Here is an 18,665-nt window from a genome sequence, read left to right as displayed (position 1 = left end):
TATCTCAAGATATCAGCCTTTTTTCATTTATTGGCTAGTCTACAATCACTCTAAGGCGCAATCATCATATTCTATAGAGAGAAAATGATGTTTGGAGGTTAGTAGCAATAATGGAGCAACTCATTGCTGTAATTGGCGGTGATGCTCGCTACCTGGAATTAATCCGCCAGCTGCAAGCATTACCAAAAGTAACAATTGTTTTAATCGGGTTTGATAAATTGGAACAAAGCTTTACAGGATTAAAACAGAGCGATCTATCGGAGATTCACCCCGCTGATCTGGATGTAATTATTTTACCAATTACCGGAACTGATGAGTTAGGTAATGTAGAAACGGTCTTTTCCGATCAGCCGCTCCAATTGACAGAAGAATGGTTTAAAAATCTAAAGGAATCCGCAATTATGTTTACTGGAATAGCAAATGATTTTCTAAAGGAACAGGCTGAAAATAATAGAATTGAACTTGTACCGCTTCTTAACCGGGATGATGTCGCAATTTATAACTCGATACCTACTGCTGAAGGTACAATTATGATGGCAATTGAGCATACGGATTATACGATTCATTCATCCAATGTCATTGTAACTGGATTTGGCCGTGTTGGTCATACGATTGCTAATAAATTCTCAAGTCTTGGTGCAAAGGTAAGTGTAGCTTCAAGGGATTTAAGTGACCTTGCCCGCATAACAGAGATGAACCTTCAGGCGATTCCCCTTGAGCAACTGCCAGACCATCTTGACCAATGTGATCTTTTAATCAATACGATACCTGCACTTGTTATTAAGCGTGAAGCTATTGAAAAGTTACCTGCCCATACGGTTATTATCGACCTTGCTTCGAAACCGGGTGGAACGGACTTTGAATTTGCTGAGAAGCGCGGAATTAAAGCAATTCTAGCAAAAAGTCTCCCTGGTGTCGTTGCTCCGAAGACTTCTGGCAAAATTTTAGCGAATGTGATTATGCAAGTGATAGAAGGAAGGAGATAAACATGTCACTTTCTGGAAAGAAAATCGGTTTCGGTATTACTGGTTCGCATCATTCCCATGTTTTCGTATTTAAAGAGCTTACTCGGCTAGTTAAAGAAGGGGCAGATGTATATCCATTCATTACAGACGCTGTCAAGCATACCGATACTGTTCACGGTAAAGCAGTGGATAAGATTAAAAAAATCGAGGAAATCACTGGTAAGACAGTTGTTTCAACCATCGTGGAAGCCGAACCATTCGGTCCGAAAATCCCATTAGACTGTATGGTCATTGCACCACTAACAGGAAACTCTTTGAGTAAACTGGCGAATGCGGTTACGGACAACGCGGTCTTGATGGCTGCAAAAGCAACGCTACGTAATGATTCTCCCGTTGTTTTAGGAGTGTCGACAAATGATGCCCTCGGATTAAATGGAGTTAACTTAATGCGCTTAATGGCGACTAAAAATATATTCTTTATTCCCTTTGGCCAGGATGATCCATTTAATAAACCAAATTCCCTCGTTGCCGATTGGCCGTCCCTCCATGAAACGCTCCAATTCGCATTGACTAAAAATCAACTTCAACCAATTCTCATTTCGTATAACTAGAATTATATGATATAATATGACGCTAACAGTACAAATATTTAGAGTAATCGAAGGGAGTAACGAGAAATGGCAGAAAAAAATGCTTACAATATAGCCGTAGTCGGTGCAACAGGGGCTGTAGGGAAGAAAATATTACAAATATTAGAAGAAAAAAATTTTCCGATTAATGAATTAAAAGTATTAGCTTCAAAACGATCTGCGGGTAAAACAATCGAATTTAAAGGAGAAGAGAAGACGATTGAAGAAGCAACTCCGGAAAGTTTTAATGGAGTTGATATTGCCCTCTTCTCCGCAGGTGGATCCGTAACGAAAGCATTAGCAAATGAAGCGGTAGAGCGTGGTGCAGTTGTCATTGACAATACAAGTGCATTTCGGATGACTGAAGGTGTGCCCTTAGTTGTACCGGAAGTGAACAAAGAAGACATTAAGGATCATAAAGGGATTATTGCTAACCCGAATTGTTCGACGATTCAAATGGTTGCTGCATTAAGCCCGATTAAAGAAACGTTTGGTCTTTCAAGAATAATTGTTTCAACTTACCAAGCCGTTTCCGGTGCCGGTGATCATGCTATTAGCGAACTGGAAAAGCAAACAGAACAATATGTAAATGGTAAAGAGATGGAAGCGAACGTACTCCCGGTAGGATCCGAGGAAAAGCACTATCCAATTGCTTTTAACGCATTGCCACAGATTGATGTATTTTCCGATGGAGGATACACACAGGAAGAGTGGAAGATGATTAATGAGTCGAAGAAAATTCTTCATGATCAGGAATTATCAGTCGCGGCAACCTGTGTCCGTCTACCGGTATTCACATCCCATGCGGAAAGTGTATATATTGAAATTGATAAAGATGATGTGACGGTAGAGGATCTTTGGAAAGTACTCGAATCAGCTCCAGGAATTGTCCTGCAGGATGAGCCTTCTAAACAAGTCTATCCGACCCCGTTATCATCAGCTGATAAAGATGAAGTATTTGTAGGTCGTGTACGGAAAGATCCGGATAAGGCAAATGGTTTCCATTTATGGATTGTCTCCGATAATCTAGTAAAAGGCGCGGCTTTAAATACTGTTCAAATCGCTCAATCTGTCGTTGATAATAACTGGTTATAAAGTGAAACTTCATTCAGTGGGGAATTCGTTACCTCCCCACTGAATGTTAGTTGAACCGAATCAGGGATTTACGGACTGTTTATCCCCAACTTCACACTGTTGGGCTTCCCTCATGTTTCAAGGTGGGGATATTACAGACCGTTAATACGTGATAGAAAGAAGTTAAAAAAGAAAAATAAACAAAGCGGCTATTAATTACATCTTTAAACATCTACAGAAGAGTAATAGTAGCTGCTTTTATTTCATTGGAAAGAGAGGTGAAGAAATGCAACTTCTCGTGCAGAAATTTGGCGGCACTTCATTACAGACGGAAAACACCCGAAAACATGTGCTTTACCACGTTAAAAAAGCAATTGATGCGGATTATAAAGTTATCGTTGTCGTTTCCGCCCTCGGGAAAAATCCTGCACCATATGCAACTGATTCTTTGTTGCAATTGGTAAACTATCCCGAAACAAATGCTTCAGATAGGGAGCTTGACCTTTTGTTAGCCTGCGGGGAAATTATTTCAGCAGTCGTAGTCGCAAATGAACTGAAACAGGCTGGGATAAGTGCAACAGCTTTTACGGGAGCACAGGCCGGAATAATGACAACGGAAAACCATACGAATGCAAAAATTCAACATGTTAATCCAAAGCGGCTGTTTCGTGCTTTTGATACTTACGATTGTATTGTAGTGGCTGGCTTCCAAGGGGAGACAAAAAAGGGGGATGTTACAACGATTGGCAGGGGAGGAAGCGATACGACAGCAGCAGCTCTTGCTGTAGCGACGGATGCTGTCCGAGCGGAAATTTTCACAGACGTTGAGGGGATTATGACCGCTGATCCGAAGCTTGTCACATCTGCTCGTGTGCTAAAGAACTGTACGTACACCGAAACATGCAATCTCGCTTACCAAGGAGCTAAAGTCATCCATCCCCAGGCAGTTGAAATTGCAATGCGAGCGAAACTTCCACTCCATGTCCGTTCCACTTATAAACGTTACCATGGCACAATTATCTCAAGCTTAAGAGAAGATAAAAACGGATCAAAAGAAAAGAACAAACTAATAACCGGTATTGCTCATCAAGCTGATATTGCACAAGTGAAAATCAGCCGCAAAGAGAATCCGGATTATTCAATGACAGCTATTTTTAAGGCTATGGCTGCAGCTGGAATTTCTATTGATTTCATTAACATATCTCCAAACCAATTGGCATTTACCCTTCCAAATTCAACCCTTCAACAAGCAAAAGGCATTTTCAAAGAACTAAATCTTCAAGTAACACTGGCCGAACATTGCGCAAAAATCGCCGCTGTCGGCGCAGGAATGAGCGGAATACCTGGGGTAGCATCGCAAATTGTCTCTGCCTTAGTGAAGCATGATATTCAAATTTTACAAGCTGCCGACAGCCACACAACGATTTGGGTGTTGGTGCCCGAAGAGAAATTAAAACGTGCAGTAAATATCCTCCATGAAACCTTCAAATTAGATGAAGCAATCCCGAGTTATTTTTAAGGGCGGAAGACAATTATTGTCTCCGTCCTTTTTAAATGGAGTACTCAATACATGGAACGCTTCACCAATGAACATACTATATGTAATGATAAATTGGTGGAGGTTATCCGTTTATGAACAAAGATTTAAACCCTGATGAGAAACAAAAGAATCCGGCAGATAGTATCGTTGAGAAAATTCAAGCACTGGGCCAAACAAATATTGCTCAAACTGGGGAATCGAATATTCATGTCCTAACAATCATCGGTCAAGTGGAAGGCCATATGCAGCTGCCACCTCAGAATAAAACGACGAAATATGAACATCTACTCCCGCAACTTGTAGCAATTGAACAGAACCCAAAAATTGAGGGGCTCATCGTTTTGTTAAACACCGTCGGCGGCGATGTGGAGGCAGGCCTTGCCTTGGCTGAAATGATTTCATCGTTATCGAAGCCGACTGTTTCTGTTGTGCTCGGTGGTGGGCATTCTATTGGCGTGCCAATTGCCGTCGCAACCGATTATTCTTTTATCGTGCCAACTGCAACGATGACGATCCATCCAGTGCGGTTAACAGGACTTGTTATTGGTGTCCCCCAAACTTTTGAATACTTGGATAAGATGCAGGATCGAGTGATACAATTTGTAATGAATCATTCAAAAATCAAAGAAGATACTTTTAAAGAATTAATGTTTGCTAAAGGGAATTTAACGAGAGATATTGGTACGAATGTGGTTGGTAAAGAGGCAGTAGCCCATGGATTAATTGATGCAGTCGGTGGAATAAAAGAAGCAATGGAAAAAATGAACGAATTTATCGGGGAAAAAGGTGAGGAAGGTGAGATATTACAATGATTTTCTATACACCGTTACAATTAGAAGAGGTATTTGCAAATCCAGAGGAAGCCCAAATGGAACGCTCCTATATTACCCACGCAGGAAAAATGTTCTATGTCGACAAGCTTCCAAGCGGAGAGTATCAGTTATCCCAATTAGTTTCAACAGAGCCGAATGATTATTTGAATGCCAATTACTCACCAGGTGCCCCCTTGCATTAACCGTATGAAATTATAGATGGAAACCTTCCCTGAAATAGGAAATTACGAGATGAAGTATGCTATAATTAAATGAGTTAAACGGACAAACCCTTGCCAACAATCAGGTGAGGGTTTTATAAAACTCAACTAATATAATATGCAGTGGGTTATAAATGTTCGAGTGCGAGGTGAGAAAATGGCGAAAAAGAAACGAAAAAGAAAATCTAAGAAAAAATCAAATCTATTAAAATATGAATTATTAGGCCTATTATTTATCTTTTTAGCCATTTTTGGCAGTGGAGCAAGTGCCATTAGTGACGGAGCTATCCCTGGCTGGTTAGAATATTTCTTTCACTTTTTCCTAGGGATTTGGTATTTTGTTGCGTCCATCTTTTTATTAGTTACGGGAATTGTTTTATTAATTAAACGTAGATACCCTAATTATTTTACAAGAAAAATAGTCGGGTTTTATATTTTATTTGCTGGTGTTCTTTTATTGACACATGTCCAAACCTATGAACCAATTATACAGGGAGGCCAGAATGTTTCCGTGCTTGCTGCTACTTGGGATAATTATATTTCCTATATAAGCGGACAAGTGCCATCGAGCCGTACGGGCGGTGGGATGGTTGGTGCCATTTTATTTGCTTTTACTTATTATTTGTTTTCCTATGCCGGTGCAATTATTGTGTCCGTCTTTTCCATTATTATCGGAGTCTTGTTCATTACCGAAGTTTCACTCGGTGACATTGTAGCTAAGTTTTTCACCTCTCTGAAAAAGCTTGGTAAGAATATGGGCGATAAGCTACAGACGTATAAAGAGAATCGGAAGGAAAAGGATGAACCGGTTTATGCTTCCGAAGCGCAAATAGAGGATGCAACCCCTGCCCAGGAAGAACCTCTTATTAATGACTTTACGGAGATCAGCTACCGGGAAGAGAAGCCTAAAGCTGCATCAGTTACAGCTGTAGACAAGGAGGAAGAGGAGGACGAAGCAGAGGAAGATATTGACGAGCCAGAGCTATCTCAGGCAGAAAGCGAAAATCCTGAATATATTCTTCCGCCGATTGAGCTCTTAAGTGAACCAGTGAAAACGAGTCAACAATATGAAAAATCGCAAGTACAGGCAACGGTAAGGAAATTGGAAAAAACCTTCCAAAGCTTCGGAGTTAAAGCGAAAGTTACCAAAGTAAATGTAGGTCCCGCTGTAACGAAATACGAAATTTCGCCGGAAGCTGGCGTAAAAGTAAGCCGGATTGTTAGCTTACATGATGATATTGCTTTAGCCCTCGCGGCGAAAGATATTCGGATTGAAGCACCGATCCCCGGTAAATCTGCTGTGGGAATTGAGGTTCCTAATAAAGAAATAGCGATGGTTTCTTTACGTGAAGTGATGGACGACACACTTAGTGATAAGTCTTCTAAACTATTAGTTGGCCTTGGAAGAGATATTTCTGGTGAAGCGATTATGACAGAACTTAGTAAAATGCCGCATTTACTGATCGCTGGGGCAACGGGGAGCGGGAAGAGTGTTTGTGTGAATGGAATCATTACAACCCTTCTCATGCGTACGAAACCCCATGAAGTGAAAATGATGATGATTGATCCGAAGAAAGTAGAATTGAATGTTTATAACGGAATACCGCATTTACTTGCGCCGGTTGTAACAGATCCGAAGAAAGCCTCCCGCGCCTTAAAGAAAGTTGTTGCAGAAATGGAGCGGAGATATGATCTGTTTTCCGATTCTGGTACACGTAATATTCAAGGCTATAACGAATATATAAGAAAATATAATCAAACAGCAACGGAGGAAGAAACGGAAGCTGAACTGCCATATATTGTTGTTATTGTCGATGAATTGGCAGATCTGATGATGGTTGCTTCAAATGATGTGGAAGATGCAATTACACGACTTGCCCAAATGGCCCGTGCAGCTGGAATCCATCTCATCATTGCAACACAGCGACCTTCTGTAGACGTTATTACGGGAGTCATTAAAGCAAATATTCCATCCCGAATTGCTTTTAGTGTCTCTTCACAGACGGATTCCCGGACGATCCTCGATTCCGGCGGAGCGGAGAAATTATTAGGCCGCGGGGACATGCTGTTCATGCCAGTTGGCTCATCTAAGCCAGTCCGTGTTCAAGGGGCATTTCTCTCTGATGAAGAAGTAGAGCGTGTCGTTGATCATTGTATTGACCAGCAAAAAGCATCTTATCAAGAGGAAATGATTCCAGAAGAAACGAATGAAGTGGTGGAAGAGGTAGATGATGAGCTCTATGAAGAAGCAGTGGAACTTATCATTGAACTGCAAAGCGCAAGTGTTTCGATGCTCCAGCGCCGCTTCCGCATCGGCTATACACGTGCGGCGAGACTAATCGACGCAATGGAAGCAAGAGGCATCGTTGGACCATATGAAGGCAGCAAACCACGAACTGTCCTCGTTTCCAAAACAGAAACAGAAGAAGAAGCACCATCCGTCTAATCAAAAAACTGACTTGCCACCATACAAGTCAGTTTTTTCTTATGAAATGAAAATTGCTTCATTGGAGGTTCGCAGTCCCGCTACCTCTTGCTTTCCGCGGGCGGCTGGTGAGCCTCGACGCACAGGACGCGCTAATGCAGACGTTGCCACATACGAGAGCGTTCTTAGTCTACCTCGCGGGCAGCTCGCTGCGGAGTCGGAAAGAATTTACTTCTTGCAACATAGAATCAGATTATGTAAAAAGTTTAATATGTTTTAATGGATGAACGTTTGAAAGATGTGTAGAATATTTAATAAGAGTAAAAACACAGAACATAGGAGGCTGTTTCATGAATTTGCTTGTAGAACAGACCGTTAATAAAAATGGCTACAATATTCATTTTATACCTACGAAAAAATTTAAAACATTAACCTTTGTCGTCAAACTTAAAGCACCATTAAAAAGAGAGACGATATCGAAACGAGCATTATTGCAAAACGTGCTGCGGGAAGCGACTAAGAATTATCCGAGTCGGACCGAGCTCCAATTAAAACTTGATGACCTGTATGGCTCCGTTCTCTTTGTTGATGGGGCGAAGCGGGGCGAGGAGCATGTGATGAGTTTCCGCCTTGAAGTGGCAAATGAGCGCTATCTTCCGGACAAGGAAGCTGTAACAGAAGAAGCATTGCAACTGCTCGCCGAAATGATTTATGAACCGTATCTTGAGAACAACAAATTTTCTGAGGCAATCGTTAAACGGGAAAAAGCTACATTAAAACAGAGGATCCAAGCGATTCGCGATGATAAGATCCGTTATGCCAATGGCCGCCTAATTGATGAAATGTGTAAAAATGAAGCTTTTTCTATTCACGTGAATGGGTATGAAGAAGACCTTGATGCAATTACTGCTGAAGGTTTATACAATTACTATCTTGAGATGCTGAAAGAGGATCGATTCGATATTTATGTCGTAGGTGATATGGACACCGAAGCGATGGAAAAAATAATCATTTCAACTTTTAAACAAGAAGAAGGATCAGCAGCCGAAGTAAGTAATCGCCCGGAACCGAAACAAGTAAAGGAACCGAAAGAAATTATAGAAGAAGAGCCGATTCAACAGGCAAAGCTCCATATCGGCTATCGTACGCATACGGTGTATTCTGATGAAGATTATCCTGCTCTACAAGTATTCAATGGCTTATTTGGCGGTTTCCCTAGTTCGAAACTTTTCATGAATGTGCGGGAGAAAAATAGTTTAGCTTATTATGCTTCTTCCCAGGTGGAGAGTCATAAGGGGCTTCTCTTCGTATTAAGCGGAATCGCACCGGAAGATTACGAAAAAGCACGGGATATCATCCGGGAGCAAATGACAGAAATGAAGGCAGGGAATTTTTCAGAACAGGAAATGAACGAAGCGAAGGATATGATTATCCATTCTTTACGGGAAACAATGGATAATCCTCATGGTCTTGTAGAATTATTTTATCAGCAACAACTTGCAGGAACAGACCGATCACTGGAGGAAATTATTGATAATATTTCCGCAGTAACAAAAGAAGATGTGATTCGTGTTGGTGAACGAATCGAGGAAGATACATTATATCTTCTCACTGCACAAGGAGGAGAAGTAAATGAATAAGAAGACATATACAGACATTGATGAAGTTATTTACTCCCAAAAGCTAGATAACGGCTTATCTGTTTTTCTCATGCCACGACCGGAAATGGAGAAAGCTTATGCAATCTTTACAACAAATTATGGCTCCATCGACCTGCGATTTGTTCCGATTGGTGAATCGGAAGCAGTAACTGTACCAGATGGGGTGGCCCATTTCCTTGAACATAAATTATTTGAGAAAGAAGATGGAGATGTATTTGCTGACTTTGGTAAGCTAGGTGCTTCTGCCAACGCATTCACTTCTTTTACGAAGACCGCTTATTTATTCGCTGCAACCAATCATATTGAGAAAAATGTGGAGATATTGCTGGACTTTGTGCAGGACCCTTATTTCACCGAACAAACAGTGGAAAAGGAAAAAGGAATCATCGCACAAGAAATCAATATGTATGATGACCAGCCGGATTGGCAGTCTTTCATGGGTACCATCCAAGCTTTGTTTAAAAATCATCCGGTAAATATTGATATTGCAGGAACGGTTGATTCCATCATGAAGATCACGAAAGATGATTTATATACGTGCTACAACACGTTTTATCATCCTGAAAACATGACCTTGTTCATCATTGGAAATATTAACGCGGAATCATTGTCCCAACTAATTGAAGAAAATCAAGCAGGAAAACGCTTTGCGGATATCGCGGAAATCAAGCGAGAATTTCCAGATGAGCCGGAAGAAGTTGCAGAGAAATACAAGGAAATCAAGATGCCAGTTTCAATTCCAAAGTGTACGGTTGGAATTAAAGAGTCGAGCAGCCATTTAGATAAAGAAGCATTTTTGAAAAAAGAACTGCTTACAACGATGGTCCTAGATCATTACTTTGCAAGAGGTGGCGAGTTTTATCAAGAATTGTATAAAGATGAATTGATTGATGGAAGCTTCTCTTTTGAAACGAATTTAGAAACGAGCTTCGGCTATTCATTAATTGGCGGTAACACGGCAAGACCAGAAGATTTTGCCGCTAAAGTGAAGGAATTACTACTCTCAACAACTCATGCAGAAATAACGGACGAAGCGTTTCGTCGAATGCAGAAAAAGAAAATCGGCCAGATACTTCGCGCCATGAATTCGCTAGAGTATATTGCCAACAATTTTATCGATTATCATCGTCACGGTATTAATTTCTTTGATGTCATCCCACAAATTGAAGCGTTGACTACAGCGGATGTCAATGAGTTTCTAAAGGAATGGATTAAAGAAGACCAGCTTGCAGTTTGTACGATCAAGCAGGCTTAAATCATGCAAAATGTTTTAATCATTGGTGCAAGTGGTGATATCGGAATAGCTATTGCCAAACAGCGCGTGAAAAAAGGGGATCAATTAATTCTTCATTACCATTCCAACATTTCCGTTATTACAAAGTTGGCGGAAGAATTTGCAAGTGATCAGGTTTTGCAGATTATCCAAGCTGATCTCTCAACAGGAGAGGGGATAAATAAGCTGCTTTCGAGTCTTGTTTTTCAGGTCGACAGTATTATTTTTGCAAGCGGGAAAACAGAATTCGGCTTATTCCAGGACGTGGATGAAGATAGCTTTACCGAGATGCTCACTCTCCATGTACATGCACCACTTAAAATAACGCATGAGTTACTACCAAGCATGATTAGGAATCAATTTGGCAGGCTGATCTTTATCACTTCCATCTGGGGAGAAGTAGGAGCGAGCAATGAAGTGCTCTATTCAACCGTAAAAGGGGCACAGAACAGTTTCGTGAAGGCACTTGCTAAAGAGGTAGCGGCAAGTAACGTGACAGTAAATGCAGTTAGTCCAGGATTCATCGATACGAAAATGAACGGATCTTTACTGGCGGAGGAAAGGGCTGAAATTTACGAAGCAATTCCGTTAAAGCGGGCAGGCTCTCCACATGAGGTCGCAGAAGCTGTAAGCTATGTTATGGATTGTCCGACACCATATTTAAACGGCCAGATTCTTCCGGTTACCGGGGGATGGATGATTTAGCCAACTCGTTTCCGGTGCATAAAGCAGAAGTAGATGTTGAATACTATAGGTGCATACGGTTGTAATAAAAAGGAGGCTAAATCAATGTCCATTCTCGATAATTTCGATTCATGGAAAGGATTTCTTGCTAATCGCTTGCAGCAAGCGAAATCTAGTGGGATGAATCATGAAACCATTACGAACTTCGCTCAAGAAGTGGGGGACTATCTTGCATCGAATGTAGATGCAAAGAATAAAGAAGAAGCAGTACTGAAAGAACTGTGGAATGCCGCTTCTGAGGAGGAGCAACAAGCAATTGCAAGCTCCATGGTGAGATTGGTTGAACAACAAGGAAATAATAATGGATAATTCGTTAAAGAAGCTGTATAGTTAATCTATATAGCTTCTTTTTCAATTTGTTCGCTATTTCGCTTTTCACTTTTTAAAAAATCATTTATAGTATAAATAGATTATTCATCATTTCATACAAACGCCATTCCCCGTTTGTAAAGGAGACCGGAAGATGGAAAGAACAGAATGGTATCTTGAATATGAGAATCAGATTAATCGTCCAGGTTTATTAGGGGACATTTCATCCCTGTTAGGTATGCTCTCAATTAACATTATTACGATTAATGGCCTTGAGAACTCCAGAAGATGCCTACTACTGCTTTCTGAACGGGATGAGAATATTAAAAGATTAGCTTCCATTCTGGAAACCGTTGATATTATAAAGGTTCTTAAAATCCGAAAACCAAAATTAAAAGACCGGATGGCTGTGCGTCACGGTAAATATATTCATACGGATAATGACCGAAAAACAGTGCGCTTTGTGAGAAATGAACTCGGTATTCTTGTTGATTTCATGGCAGAATTATTTAAGCAGGATGGCCATAAGCTGATCGGTGTCAGGGGGATGCCGCGGGTAGGTAAAACTGAATCGATTGTTGCAGCAAGTGTCTCTTCCAATAAACGCTGGTTGTTCGTCTCAAGTACCATGATAAAGCAAACGGTAAGAAATAAATTAATTGCCGGAGAGTATGATAAAGACAATATTTTTATTATAGATGGTGTTGTTTCAAAAAAACGGGCAAATGAAGAGCATTGGCGTCTCATTCGAGAAGTGATGCAGCTTCCTGCTGTAAAAGTTGTGGAACATCCTGACATATTTGTTCAGGCCACGGAATATACGTTAGATGATTTTGATTATATTATTGAATTAAGAAGCCACAAAGAAGAAGAAATTACATATGAATCAATTGAAAATCAAACATTTGGTTCAAGTGGTGGCTTTAACATGTTTGATATTTAAGATGGAAGGTGTTAATTATGGATGTGGGTGCTAGGCTGAAGGAAGCGAGAATCGCAAAAGGCCTTTCATTGGAAAGTTTACAGGAAACGACGAAGATACAGAAGAGATATTTAGTTGCAATTGAAGAAGGAAATTTCCATCTGCTCCCTGGAAAGTTTTATGCTCGAGCTTTTATTAAAGAATATGCAACAGCAGTTGGGCTCGATTCCGATGAATTGTTAAAAGAACATAAAGAAGAAATTCCAAAATCTGAAACAGAGAGCGAAATCCAATATACACGAGTTGAACGCTCAAAGGAAAATGCAGCTGAACGATCAGGAGCATTCTTTTCCGTGTTACCTAAAATTATTGTCGTCCTCCTAATTATCGGTATTATTGGGGCGGGGATTTGGTTTTATTACCAATCCTATTCACCTAACGACCCGCAGGAGATTGAAGAATCGGATGAAGTAATTATTAAGGACCCTAGTGAGAATAACCAAGACGCCTCAGGTGCAGAAGGAAACAGCGCAAAAGAAGATGATGCAACGGATGATGCCGAGGAAGAGGAGAAGGAAGAAGATTCTACTGAAGAAGAAACAGAAGAAATAACTTTTGAAGTGGAAGAAGTCGGTACCGGATCTCCGCCTGAATCGACTGTTGCCATTACAAATCCCGGAGATAAGTTAATCTTCCAATTTGAATCCGAGTCAAGTGTTTGGCTTGATGTGAAGAACAGTGCCGGGGAAGTTTTTTACGGAGGCTTTGTTACTTCTGATAATTCACCGGTAGAAGTAGATGTTACTGGCCAAGAATCAATCTTTTTAAATATCGGCAGCACGCCCAACTTGGATATAACAATTAATGATGTACCATTTGAATATCCGGTTGACCCAACTGAAAAGGACCATCAACGCTTATGGTTCAACACTAAGTAATTATGCTTCAACCCTTCCAACCGAATGCGGAAGGGTTTTATCATTTTAATATCAAGAAAACTAAAAAAAGAAAAGCATTAGCATCAAGGAGGAAGGCTCATGAATTTACCTAATAAACTCACCCTATCTCGTATTATTCTCATCCCGATTTTTATTTTATTATTATCGCTCCCTCTCGACTTTGGAGAATGGGATATAGGTAACACTACATTGCCGGTTCACCATTTCATTGCAGCACTTATATTTATTATTGGTTCTGCAACGGACTGGGTCGATGGATATTATGCCCGTAAACATAATCTGATTACAAACCTTGGTAAGTTTCTTGATCCATTAGCTGATAAACTGCTCGTTTCTGCCGCGCTCATTATGCTGGTGGAGATGGATCTTGCAGCTGCATGGATTGTAATTGTCATTATTAGCAGGGAGTTTGCTGTAACCGGGCTGCGTTTAGTAGCTGCAGGAGAAGGTATTGTCCTTGCTGCCGGCAGTATGGGTAAATTGAAGACAGCAACGCAAATGATTGCTATTATTATCCTGCTCCTTCATAATTTTCCTTTTTCTTATTTAAATTTCCCATTGGGAACAATCATGCTTTACTTAGCCTTAATCTTTACTGTGATTTCAGGTGTTGATTACTTTTACAAAAACTGGCATGTAATGAGGGATTCGAAATGAAAAAACAATACAAAGCAGAAATTCTCGCAGTAGGAACAGAGTTGTTATTAGGGCAAATCGCGAACACAAACGCACAATGGATATCCAAGCAGTTAGCTTTATACGGTATAAATGTTTACAACCATGTCGTCGTTGGTGACAATTTGAACCGGGTTGCAAGCACGTTTAAACAGGCTCATGAACGTTCAGATATTATTATTGTCACAGGTGGATTAGGCCCAACGGAAGATGATCTGACCCGTGAAGCTTTCCAAGCTATTTGTAATATTCCAATCGTCGAACATGAGCCTTCAATGAAAAAGATAGAAGATTGGTTTAAGCGAACAGGTTGGCAAATGACGCCGAATAACCGCAGGCAGGCGCGCGTGTTTGAAACAGCTACCGTTTTATTTAATAAGAAAGGGATGGCGCCTGGGATGATTGTCCAGTACGAAGAACGAACATGGATATTTCTGCCAGGGGTTCCGCGTGAAATGAAAGCAATGTTTAAAGAAGATATTTTACCATATCTTTATAAATTGACAGGTAAAGAGCAAATGATTCGTTCGACCATTCTAAAGTTCCTTGGGATTGGTGAATCAGCACTTGAACATGAATTACAGGATCTCATCCGTGAACAAACGAATCCGACCATCGCTCCCCTTGCAACAGATGATGGGATTATCATTCGTTTAACAGCAAAAGCTGACTCGGAAGAAGGGCTAGACGCCTTACTCACTGAAGCGAAATCCGCTGTACTCCTGAAAGTGGGAGATTATTTTGTAGCTGAGAATGATGAAACAATTGAACAAATTATTATTGAACACTTTAAAAAGAAACAACTCTCTATCGCAGCTGCGGAAAGTCTTACCGGCGGGAAATTTACCGATCGGCTCATCTCCGTATCTGGAGCAAGTGAAGTCGTACAAGGCGGTGTAGTTTGCTATAGTGAAGCGGTGAAAACGGGCGTCCTGGAAGTACCAGAGCAAGTAATAGCGGAAAAGGGTACGGTAAGTGAAGCATGCGCTCTATCTTTAGCAAGAAATGTGAGAGAGAAATTACAATCTTCAGTCGGTATCAGCTTTACAGGCGTTGCCGGTCCGAATGAAGTGGAAGGAAAGCAAGTTGGAACCGTTTATATTGGGTTATCCGTTATTGGGGAAGAGGATAAAGCATTCGGATTCCAATTCCAGGGAGACCGGAATACCATCCGAAACCGCACAGTTATGAAAGGTCTTGAATTAATTTTTAACTATGTAAAAGTGTAATTTACGTTCTATTCATGCTTTATATTGAAGAAACGAACCTCCAGCTCTACTTAAAAATTTAAAAATGACGGTGAGGACAGGTGTGATATTTATCGAACGTCTATTCGTTTTTTGCTTGTCAAACGGTGAAAAAAAGCGTATGATAGAGATAGATAATTTGAGGAGGTATTTTCATTGAGTGAGAGAAAACAAGCTTTAGATATGGCTTTAAGACAGATAGAGAAACAATTCGGTAAGGGTTCGATTATGAAACTTGGAGAAGAGCAGAACCAACAGATTGCCACAATCCCAAGTGGTTCCTTAGCCTTGGACGTGGCACTTGGAATTGGTGGGTATCCTAGAGGACGAGTAATTGAAATTTACGGACCTGAATCCTCGGGTAAAACAACATTTGCCCTCCACGCAATTGCTGAAGCTCAGAGGCAAGGTGGACAAGCAGCATTTATCGACGCGGAGCATGCACTTGATCCAACTTACGCACGGGTACTTGGAGTAAATACAGATGAACTGTTGCTCTCGCAGCCTGATACCGGAGAACAAGCACTTGAAATTACAGAAGCACTTGTGCGTAGCGGTGCAGTTGATATTATTGTTGTTGACTCCGTTGCTGCTCTTGTACCAAAAGCGGAAATTGAAGGTGAAATGGGCGACTCTCATATGGGACTTCAGGCAAGATTAATGTCTCAAGCCTTGCGTAAGCTATCAGGTGCAATCAATAAATCAAATGCTACCGCCATCTTCATTAACCAAGTCCGTGAGAAGATTGGAGTTATGTTCGGTAACCCAGAAACAACACCGGGAGGCCGCGCACTTAAATTCTATTCTTCTGTCCGCTTAGAAGTTCGCCGAGCAGAAACGTTGAAACAGGGAAATGAAATGATCGGTAACCGAACGAGGGTAAAAGTTGTGAAAAACAAAGTAGCACCGCCGTTCAAACAAGCTGAAGTAGATATCATGTATGGTGAAGGAATCTCTAAAGAAGGTGAAATCATCGATGTTGGTGCAGATCTTGATATCGTTCAAAAAAGTGGTGCCTGGTATTCTTATAAAGGAGAGCGCTTAGGACAAGGTCGAGAGAACGCAAAAACATTCATGAAAGAAAACCCTGAAATTTTTGAAGAAGTAAATCGTGAAATCCGTAGTCATTATGAACTCGAAGCAAGTGAAAGCACAGACGCGGATACAGAGAATACATCAGCGTCATCTGATGAACAGGAAAGTCTTGACATATAATATGCAGCTGTCTATTCGGTTTTTATCGGAGGACAGCTTTTTTATTGAATTTCTGGTAAGGGGTATGAGAAGATAGAAATTGGAACTTGTACTTGCTTTCTTACAATATGACTTTTACTTGAAATACTTCTGAAATACTTCTGAAGTTTCCTTGACAATAAGTAAATTGACAATTAAAATTAACATTGTATAATTTTATTCAATTATACGGTAATTATTAATCCTTGTATTGATAATGGGTACATGACGAAGATAATGAATTGTACAACAACTTTATAGCAATAGGAGGTGAAAAATATGGACCACCCTTTGATCATCTCCCTTTTGCTAGTATTCATCCTTATCATAGGTCTGTTTGTTGGTTATCTGATTCGAAAATCGATTGCAGAAGCAAAGATTTCAAGTGCAGAAGACTTGGCGAAACAAATCGTCGAAGAAGCACATCGGAATGCGGATGCAGCTAAAAAGGAAGCACTCCTGGAAGCAAAAGATGAGAACCATAAATTACGACAGCAAGCAGAGGATGAGCTGCGTGAACGCCGTGCTGAACTCCAGAAACAAGAAAATCGCTTAACGCAAAAAGAAGATATTCTTGACCAAAAAAGTGTCTCTCTAGATAACCGTGAATTATCACTGGAGAAACGGGAAGAAGCTTTAACGGAGAGACAACAGCAAACTGAAGAAATGGAAAGCAAAGTGCAGGCTATGAAAGAGGAGCAGCAAGCTGAGCTTGAGCGCATTTCAGGTTATACAACGGACCAGGCAAAACAAATTATTTTAGAACGAATTGAAAAAGAAGTGAAGCATGAAGCGGCTATTATGATTAAAGAAACAGAGAATCAGGCGAAAGAAGAAGCTGATAAAAAAGCGAAAAGCATTCTCTCGTTAGCGCTGCAACGCTGTGCTGCAGACCATGTTGCTGAGACAACTGTATCTGTCGTCACCCTGCCAAATGATGAGATGAAAGGTCGAATCATTGGTCGAGAAGGACGTAATATACGAACATTAGAAACGTTGACTGGTATTGATTTAATTATCGATGACACGCCAGAAGCTGTTATATTATCTGGATTTGATCCAATTCGCCGGGAAATTGCTCGTATTGCCTTGGAAAAACTTGTCCAAGATGGAAGAATCCATCCGGCACGAATTGAAGAAATGGTAGATAAAGCAAGACGTGAAGTTGATGAATATATTCGTGAAGTCGGTGAAGAAACGACATTTGAGGTTGGTGTGCATGGACTGCACCCGGATCTTGTGAAAATACTTGGTCGTCTAAAATATCGTACAAGCTATGGTCAAAACGTATTAAAACATTCGGCAGAAGTTGCTTACTTATCTGGTTTGCTTGCTGCAGAACTAGGTGAAGATGTAATATTAGCAAGAAGAGCTGGTTTACTTCATGATATTGGAAAAGCGATTGACCATGAAGTAGAAGGTAGTCACGTAGAAATTGGAAAAGAACTTGCGATGAAATATAAAGAGCATGAGGTTGTTATTAATGCGATTGCTTCCCACCATGGTGATGAAGAACCTACTTCCATCATTTCAGTATTAGTCGCAGCAGCTGATGCCCTATCCGCTGCACGGCCAGGTGCAAGAAGCGAAACGCTCGAGAACTACATTAGACGTCTGGAGAAACTAGAGGAAATCTCCGAATCATTCGAAGGTGTAGAGAAATCCTATGCAATTCAGGCGGGTAGAGAGATTCGTATTATGGTAAAACCTGATGAAATTGATGATCTTGATTCATTGAGAGTTGCAAGGGAGATTCGTAATCGTATCGAAAGCGAGCTCGATTACCCTGGCCATATTAAAGTAACGGTAATCAGGGAAACAAGAGCAGTTGAATATGCCAAATAAAAGCAGTCATCGGACTGCTTTTATTTTTTGCCACCGTTAAAAAAATCTTTACTGGGTAAAATAATAATTCAACCTTCGCCACCCCTAAAATAAGAAAACGATGACACCAAGAAATCGAAATCGTAATTACT

General features: G+C 40.6%; 17 protein-coding genes. All 17 read left to right on the top strand.

All coding sequences use genetic code 11. From position 1 onward, the window contains the following. Positions 1-110: 110 nt before the first annotated feature. The 17 genes from dpaA (at position 111) to rny (ending at position 18,534) form a co-directional block, all read left to right on the top strand. Positions 111-986: a dipicolinic acid synthetase subunit A gene (gene dpaA / locus IEX94_RS14720; RefSeq protein ID WP_156856434.1), complete on the top strand. Its 876-nt coding sequence runs from the start codon at positions 111-113 to the stop codon at positions 984-986. A gap of 2 nt (positions 987-988) precedes the next feature. Next, the gene (locus IEX94_RS14715; RefSeq protein WP_156856435.1) at positions 989-1,576 is read left to right on the top strand and encodes a dipicolinate synthase subunit B; all 588 of its coding nucleotides are present in this window, start codon (positions 989-991) and stop codon (positions 1,574-1,576) included. Between the two features lie 66 nt (positions 1,577-1,642). Beyond that, positions 1,643-2,689: an aspartate-semialdehyde dehydrogenase gene (locus tag IEX94_RS14710; RefSeq protein ID WP_188858519.1), complete on the top strand. Its 1,047-nt coding sequence runs from the start codon at positions 1,643-1,645 to the stop codon at positions 2,687-2,689. Between the two features lie 265 nt (positions 2,690-2,954). Further along, on the top strand, positions 2,955-4,187 hold the full coding sequence (dapG, locus tag IEX94_RS14705) for an aspartate kinase (RefSeq protein WP_156856437.1): 1,233 nt from the start codon (positions 2,955-2,957) through the stop codon (positions 4,185-4,187). A gap of 113 nt (positions 4,188-4,300) precedes the next feature. Continuing rightward, a complete protein-coding gene (locus IEX94_RS14700; protein ID WP_188858518.1) occupies positions 4,301-5,020 on the top strand; it encodes a ClpP family protease in 720 nt (239 codons plus the stop codon). Further along, on the top strand, positions 5,017-5,223 hold the full coding sequence (locus IEX94_RS14695; protein WP_156856439.1) for a YlzJ-like family protein: 207 nt from the start codon (positions 5,017-5,019) through the stop codon (positions 5,221-5,223). Before IEX94_RS14700 ends, IEX94_RS14695 begins: the two co-directional genes overlap by 4 nt. Before the next feature lie 175 nt (positions 5,224-5,398). After that, positions 5,399-7,687 carry a DNA translocase FtsK gene (locus tag IEX94_RS14690; protein ID WP_188858523.1) on the top strand — a complete coding sequence of 763 codons (2,289 nt, stop codon included), beginning with the start codon at positions 5,399-5,401 and terminating at the stop codon, positions 7,685-7,687. 329 nt (positions 7,688-8,016) lie between these two features. Then, positions 8,017-9,306 carry an EF-P 5-aminopentanol modification-associated protein YfmF gene (gene yfmF / locus IEX94_RS14685; RefSeq protein ID WP_188858517.1) on the top strand — a complete coding sequence of 430 codons (1,290 nt, stop codon included), beginning with the start codon at positions 8,017-8,019 and terminating at the stop codon, positions 9,304-9,306. Then, positions 9,299-10,582, top strand: a complete 1,284-nt coding sequence (yfmH, locus tag IEX94_RS14680) for an EF-P 5-aminopentanol modification-associated protein YfmH (RefSeq protein ID WP_188858516.1) — start codon at positions 9,299-9,301, stop codon at positions 10,580-10,582. The genes yfmF and yfmH overlap by 8 nt, the downstream gene beginning before the upstream one ends. Positions 10,583-10,585: 3 nt before the next feature. Next, a complete protein-coding gene (gene ymfI / locus IEX94_RS14675) occupies positions 10,586-11,305 on the top strand; it encodes an elongation factor P 5-aminopentanone reductase (RefSeq protein ID WP_308425610.1) in 720 nt (239 codons plus the stop codon). Between the two features lie 84 nt (positions 11,306-11,389). Beyond that, positions 11,390-11,653 carry a DUF3243 domain-containing protein gene (locus tag IEX94_RS14670; protein WP_188858515.1) on the top strand — a complete coding sequence of 88 codons (264 nt, stop codon included), beginning with the start codon at positions 11,390-11,392 and terminating at the stop codon, positions 11,651-11,653. A gap of 154 nt (positions 11,654-11,807) precedes the next feature. Further along, the gene (locus IEX94_RS14665; RefSeq protein WP_188858514.1) at positions 11,808-12,596 is read left to right on the top strand and encodes a DUF3388 domain-containing protein; all 789 of its coding nucleotides are present in this window, start codon (positions 11,808-11,810) and stop codon (positions 12,594-12,596) included. Between the two features lie 17 nt (positions 12,597-12,613). Then, positions 12,614-13,513: a helix-turn-helix domain-containing protein gene (locus tag IEX94_RS14660; RefSeq protein WP_188858513.1), complete on the top strand. Its 900-nt coding sequence runs from the start codon at positions 12,614-12,616 to the stop codon at positions 13,511-13,513. A 99-nt stretch (positions 13,514-13,612) separates the two neighbouring features. Then, a complete protein-coding gene (gene pgsA, locus IEX94_RS14655; RefSeq protein ID WP_156856447.1) occupies positions 13,613-14,191 on the top strand; it encodes a CDP-diacylglycerol--glycerol-3-phosphate 3-phosphatidyltransferase in 579 nt (192 codons plus the stop codon). Then, the gene (locus tag IEX94_RS14650) at positions 14,188-15,438 is read left to right on the top strand and encodes a competence/damage-inducible protein A (protein ID WP_188858511.1); all 1,251 of its coding nucleotides are present in this window, start codon (positions 14,188-14,190) and stop codon (positions 15,436-15,438) included. Before pgsA ends, IEX94_RS14650 begins: the two co-directional genes overlap by 4 nt. A gap of 174 nt (positions 15,439-15,612) precedes the next feature. Beyond that, positions 15,613-16,671, top strand: coding sequence for a recombinase RecA (recA, locus tag IEX94_RS14645; RefSeq protein ID WP_188858509.1), 1,059 nt, complete (start codon positions 15,613-15,615; stop codon positions 16,669-16,671). Between the two features lie 297 nt (positions 16,672-16,968). After that, positions 16,969-18,534, top strand: a complete 1,566-nt coding sequence (gene rny, locus IEX94_RS14640) for a ribonuclease Y (protein ID WP_188858507.1) — start codon at positions 16,969-16,971, stop codon at positions 18,532-18,534. Positions 18,535-18,665 lie beyond the last annotated feature (131 nt).

The organism is Oceanobacillus indicireducens, from assembly GCF_014647195.1.
Classification (GTDB): domain Bacteria; phylum Bacillota; class Bacilli; order Bacillales; family Amphibacillaceae; genus Oceanobacillus; species Oceanobacillus indicireducens.
This window is presented reverse-complemented; position numbering and strand designations above follow the sequence as displayed.